The organism is Amaricoccus sp., from assembly GCF_036846665.1.
In the GTDB taxonomy this organism is placed as follows: domain Bacteria; phylum Pseudomonadota; class Alphaproteobacteria; order Rhodobacterales; family Rhodobacteraceae; genus Amaricoccus.
The window spans coordinates 1-4,750 of record NZ_DAIUBO010000261.1; the positions used below are offsets into that span (position 1 = coordinate 1).

Sequence of the window (4,750 nt, forward strand, 5' to 3'; positions counted from 1 at the left end):
ACGGCGACGGCGGCCTTGGCGGGGGCGCCGGGGGCGGCGGGGTTGGGCGCGGTCACGCGGCCCCGGGCATCGGCGCGGAGCCGGGGCCGGGGGGTATCGGGGGGGCTGGCCGCGGGCGGGCGGCTGCACCCGCCGGGCCGGTCCAGCCGCCAGAGCAGGCTGCGCGGCCCGAGCCGGCTGACCGTGACCCGGCCGCCGTTCGGCCCGGCCTCCTCCTCGGCGAAGCCGGTCGCGCGCACCTCGCGGGTCAGGCGGTAGATCGCGGCGCGGGGGTCGGCCAGCCAGCCCTCGAGAAAGCCCGTGGCGGGCGCGGCGGGGTTGCGCGCGAGCACGGCGCCGTCGAGGTCGGTGAGGTAGACCGGCTCGGGGTGGGATGCGAAATAGCCGATGCGCCGGTCGGGCGCCGTGGCGGCGCTCAGGCGCCCCGCCAGCCGCAGCCCGGCGAGATAGAGGCCGAAGACGAGCAGCGCCACGGCGAGCGCCGTGGGCACGGCGACCGAGCCGGACCAGATGCCGGTCAGGGTCGAGGTGAGCAGCCCCGCCCCGGCGAGGAGCAGGAGCGCGCCCGAGCGTGCGTCGCCGACGCCCTCGATGCCCTGCGTGGATCCGCGTTCGCGCAAGTTCCGACTCCCGGGTTGCGGCAAGAACCTAGCCCAATTCCGGAAGTTCAACCACAGGTATTGTTAAGAGCCTCTGAATGCCCCGCGGGGTTGCGCCGGCGCCGCGGGGGCGCGTCCCCGGGCCTTCGGGGCGGCGAAGCGCGCGAGATAGAAGCCGTCGCCGCCGTCGAGCGGGCCGAGGCGCAGCTCGCCCAAGGGGGTCCAGTCGGGATGGGCGGCGGCGAAGGCGGCGGCGCGGGCCTCGTTCTCGTCGGCGAGCAGCGAGCAGGTGGCATAGGCGAGGCTGCCGCCGGGCCGCACATGGCGCGCGGCCTGGGCGAGGATGCGATCCTGGAGCGGCGCGAATTCGGCCAGGTCCTGCGGCGTCAGGCGCCACTTGCCCTCGGGCTTGCGCCGCCAGGCGCCGGTGCCCGAGCAGGGCGCGTCCACGAGCACGAGGTCGCAGACCGGCCCCAGCGCGCTGCGTTCGGCATTGGCGAGCAGCTGCACCTCGGCGCCGGCGCGGCGGGCGCGTTCGGGCAGGTCCTTCATGCGCCGCGGGTTCACGTCCCAGGCCATGAGCCGGCCGCGGCCCTGCATGGCCGCGGCCAGCGCCAGCGTCTTGCCGCCGCCGCCCGCGCAATAGTCGAGCACGGTCATGCCCGGCGCCGCGGCGCAGGCCGCCACGACCGCCTGGCTGGAGAGATCCTGGAGCTCGACCATGCCCTGGCTGTAGGCGCGGCTGGCGCTGACGAGGCGGGGATTGTCGCGCACGCGCAGGGCGTTGGCCACCAGCGGATGCGGCACCGCCTGCACCCCGTCGCGCGCGAGCACCACGAGGGCGGCGTTGAGATTGGTCTTCAGGGTATTGACGCGCAGGTCGACCGGCGCGCGGTCGTGCATGGCCGCGAGCACCGGCTCGAAATCCGCGCCGAGCGAGGCGCGCAGGGAAGCGTCGAGGAAATCGGGATAATCGAGGCGCACCGGATCGGGCGCCCCGGCGGGATCGCGCGCCAGCGCGGCGCGCTCGGCCTCCGTGAGCGGGGGCGGGTCGAAGCCCTCGCCGGTGAAGAGCGCGTCGAGGTCGGCGCCCTCGAGGGCCGCATGGGCGGTCAGGATCGCGCGGCCGGTCTCCGCCCCGCCGAGCCAGCCGAGCGAGCGGCGCCGGCGCAGCCCGTCGAAGACCAGATCGCGCACCGCGGCGCGGTCCTTGGAGCCGGCGAAGCGGCTGGCCCGCGCCCAGCGGGTGAGCGCGCGCTCGGAGGGCTCGCCGGCGAGGATCGCGTCGAGCAGGGCCATGGCGGCGGAAAGGCGGGCACCGGGCGTCATCGGCGGCCATCTGCCCGAAAAGTCGTGCCTCTGGCAAGGCGGGGGCGGGCCGGCCGGAGGGCTGCCTTGCGGCGAAGCTGCCGAAGCGCCGCGTGCCCCGGTTCCGGGAGCCGTCGCCCCGGGTTCGGCCGGTCAGGCGGTGTTCACCGGTGGTTTCGTGCCTGCCAGTGCAACGACCGACCTGTGCCGGAACGAAAATGGCCTGCCGGGGTTCCGGCAGGCCATCGCTCTGTCATGCGGGGGAAGGGCTCAGGCGGCGACGCGGCCGCCGAGCACGCGGTCGACATGGGCCTGGGCCTTGACCTCCTCGATGCCGTTCACGGCGGCCACCTCGCGGGTCAGCCGCTCGAGCGCCGCCTCGTAGAGCTGGCGCTCGGAATAGGACTGCTCGCGCTGGTCGTCGTTGCGGTGCAGGTCGCGCACCACCTCGGCGATGGAGATCAGGTCGCCGGAATTGATCTTCTGCTCGTATTCCTGGGCGCGGCGCGACCACATGGCGCGCTTGACCCGGGCGCGGCCCTTGAGCGTCTCCAGCGCGCGGTCGACGATGTCGGACGAGCTCAGCGGGCGCATGCCGACGGAACTTGCCTTGCCGGTCGGAACCCGCAGGGTCATTTTGTCCTTCTCGAACGAAATGACGAACATCTCCAGCCGAATTCCCGCCACGTCCTGTTCGTCGATCGAAATGATTCGCCCGACGCCATGGGCCGGATAGACGACAAAATCGTTGGGGCGGAACTCCGCCGATTTCTTCAGCTTGCTCATGATGCGCGTCAAATCCTTCTGACCAACCCGGAATTGTTGCCATCCGACGCGCCACAAAGCCCGACCGGCTACTTCCGCAACCGCTCCGACAACCATGATGCATACAGACGACTTTACAGGCCAGTTCTACCCCGGCCTAGTTCTCCGGACCATTCGTTGTTTTGCGAATGTAGCATATGGCGGGCGGAATTGGAAGGGCGGCACAAGAGGTCGTGAGCGCTCGGCGCCCAACCGCCGTCCGCGGGGTCGTGACGCCGCGCCGGGACCGGGCGGCGGCGGCGGTCAGCCGCCCTCGCCGGGGCTCTCGGAGAAGTACTTCTCCATCTTGCCGGTCTCGCCGTCGCGCTCCTCGGCCTCGGGCAGGGGGTCGCGCTTGATGGCGAGCACCGGCCAGGCTTCGGAGTACTTCCGGTTGAACTCGACCCATTTCTCCATGTCCGGCTCCGTGTCCGGACGGATGGCGTCGGCCGGGCATTCCGGCTCGCAGACGCCGCAGTCGATGCATTCGTCGGGGTGGATGACGAGCATGTTCTCGCCCTCGTAGAAGCAATCCACCGGGCATACCTCGACGCAATCGGTGTACTTGCACGCGATGCAGTTCTCGGTCACAACGTAGGTCATGGTCGCAGGCCTCGATCGTTCGGGTCCGTCGGCAAAGCCTGTCACACTCCGCTGCCGGTTATTTACCAGCCTCGCGGTCGGGTTCAAGGGCCGGAGAGGCTGCGTCCAGGTCGCGATAGAGACCGCGCGCCTCCGGCGCCGGGCCGCGGCGCGTGCCGAGCGCGCGCACTCGCAGGACGTGTACCCGACCGGCCAGCGCGAAGCTCAGCCCGTCGCCGATCCTGACCGGGGTGGCGGGCTTGACGACCCGCGCGGAATTGAGCCGCACCGCCCCGGATTCCACCAGCGCCGCGGCGCGGGAGCGGGACTTGGCGAATCGGGCTTGCCAGAGCCATTTGTCGAGTCGGATCGACCCGGAGGGCGCCTCCTCGTCGTGATCGGGGGGCGGGGGGCTCACCGGGGCGTCCGTGGCAATTCGTTCGGGCGCGACGGATTCAGGAGGCGGGAGCGTTCCGGGCGATGCGCGGTGCGGCGGTCGCCGGACACGTCACTTCTTGAGCTTGAGCGCCAGCAGTGCGGCGAAGGGGCTGTCGGGATCGACCGGCCGCTCGGGCCGCGGCGGGCGGGACTTCGCGGGTTGGGCCTCGGGCTCGGCGGGTTCCGGCTTGGCGCCCCGGCGCGGCCGGTCGCCGCGGTGGGGGCCGCCCGGCTTGCCCTTGGGCTTCTCCGCTGCGCCGCCGTCCTGCCGGGCGGCGGCACCGGCCCCGGGCCGGCGCTTGCCCTTCTGCGGGCGCTCCGGCCGGCGCCGGGGGGCGCGGGTGAAGAGGTAGAAGGTCTCGGTCTCGAGAGGAGGCTCGACGGCGGTCTCGAGGGGGGCCTCGGCCGCGCCCGTATCTGCGGGCCCGGCGGTGGCCGGGAGATCCTCGGGGCCGGGGGCCGCGGTCTCCGGCGACGGGCCGGGAGGCGCGGAGTCGAGCGGCGGTTCGGGCGCCTCGGCGGCGGGCGGCGGCGCGTCTTCGGGCGGGGTGGCGGTGACGGCCGCCGCGGCATCGGGGGTGGGCAGGTCCGGTGAGGGATCCGCCGGCGCCTGGGCGTCCGGGGCCGGCGCCTCCGCCGTAGCAGTCGCCTGGTCCGGGGCTGCCGCTTCTTCCGGTGCCGTGTCGGTCCGGCGGGCCGGGGCGGCCGGTTTCTGCCTGGGGCGCGTGTCGGCGCGTGCCTCGAAGCCGAGGCCCTGCATCAGCCCGGCGAACTGCTCGAGCGTCAGCCCGGTGATGGAGAGCATGTCGGCGCTGGCCTCGAAGCCGGCGCGGGCGTCGAGCGGGCGGATCATGTCGGCGAGCCGTTCGAGCATGTCGATCCGGATCGCCCGATCGCCCGCGAGGCGGTAGCCGGCGCGGGGGGAATAGCCCGGCGGCGCGTCCGGCACCGCCGGCACGGTCACGGGGCCCGGCGGCGGCGATTCCGGGAAGATCTCGGGCCCCTCGGCCAGCGACCAG

4 protein-coding genes and 2 pseudogenes are annotated in these 4,750 nt (G+C 73.4%); all 6 read right to left on the bottom strand.

Going from position 1 to position 4,750, the window contains the following annotated elements; genetic code table 11:
* Positions 1 to 620 (bottom strand): annotated as a pseudogene (locus tag V7050_RS18130) (hypothetical protein); the annotation flags it as partial.
* 63 nt (positions 621 to 683) lie between these two features.
* Positions 684 to 1,928, bottom strand: coding sequence for an RsmB/NOP family class I SAM-dependent RNA methyltransferase (locus V7050_RS18135; protein ID WP_324370649.1), 1,245 nt, complete (start codon positions 1,926 to 1,928; stop codon positions 684 to 686).
* 249 nt (positions 1,929 to 2,177) lie between these two features.
* The gene (locus tag V7050_RS18140; protein ID WP_324374327.1) at positions 2,178 to 2,693 is read right to left on the bottom strand and encodes a CarD family transcriptional regulator; all 516 of its coding nucleotides are present in this window, start codon (positions 2,691 to 2,693) and stop codon (positions 2,178 to 2,180) included.
* Between the two features lie 282 nt (positions 2,694 to 2,975).
* The gene (fdxA, locus tag V7050_RS18145; protein WP_324365369.1) at positions 2,976 to 3,314 is read right to left on the bottom strand and encodes a ferredoxin FdxA; all 339 of its coding nucleotides are present in this window, start codon (positions 3,312 to 3,314) and stop codon (positions 2,976 to 2,978) included.
* A gap of 58 nt (positions 3,315 to 3,372) precedes the next feature.
* Positions 3,373 to 3,711 (bottom strand): RNA-binding S4 domain-containing protein, encoded by a 339-nt coding sequence (locus V7050_RS18150; RefSeq protein WP_324365370.1) that lies wholly within the window; start codon positions 3,709 to 3,711, stop codon positions 3,373 to 3,375.
* Positions 3,712 to 3,801: 90 nt separating this feature from the next.
* Positions 3,802 to 4,750 (bottom strand): annotated as a pseudogene (locus tag V7050_RS18155) (disulfide oxidoreductase); the annotation flags it as partial.

Bases quoted from the DNA above. Each gene is read 5' to 3' on its own strand.
- V7050_RS18140 (WP_324374327.1), bottom strand. From the start codon at position 2,693: ATGAGCAAGCTGAAGAAATCGGCGGAGTTCCGCCCCAACGATTTTGTC.
- fdxA (WP_324365369.1), bottom strand. From the start codon at position 3,314: ATGACCTACGTTGTGACCGAGAACTGCATCGCGTGCAAGTACACCGAT.
- V7050_RS18135 (WP_324370649.1), bottom strand. From the start codon at position 1,928: ATGACGCCCGGTGCCCGCCTTTCCGCCGCCATGGCCCTGCTCGACGCG.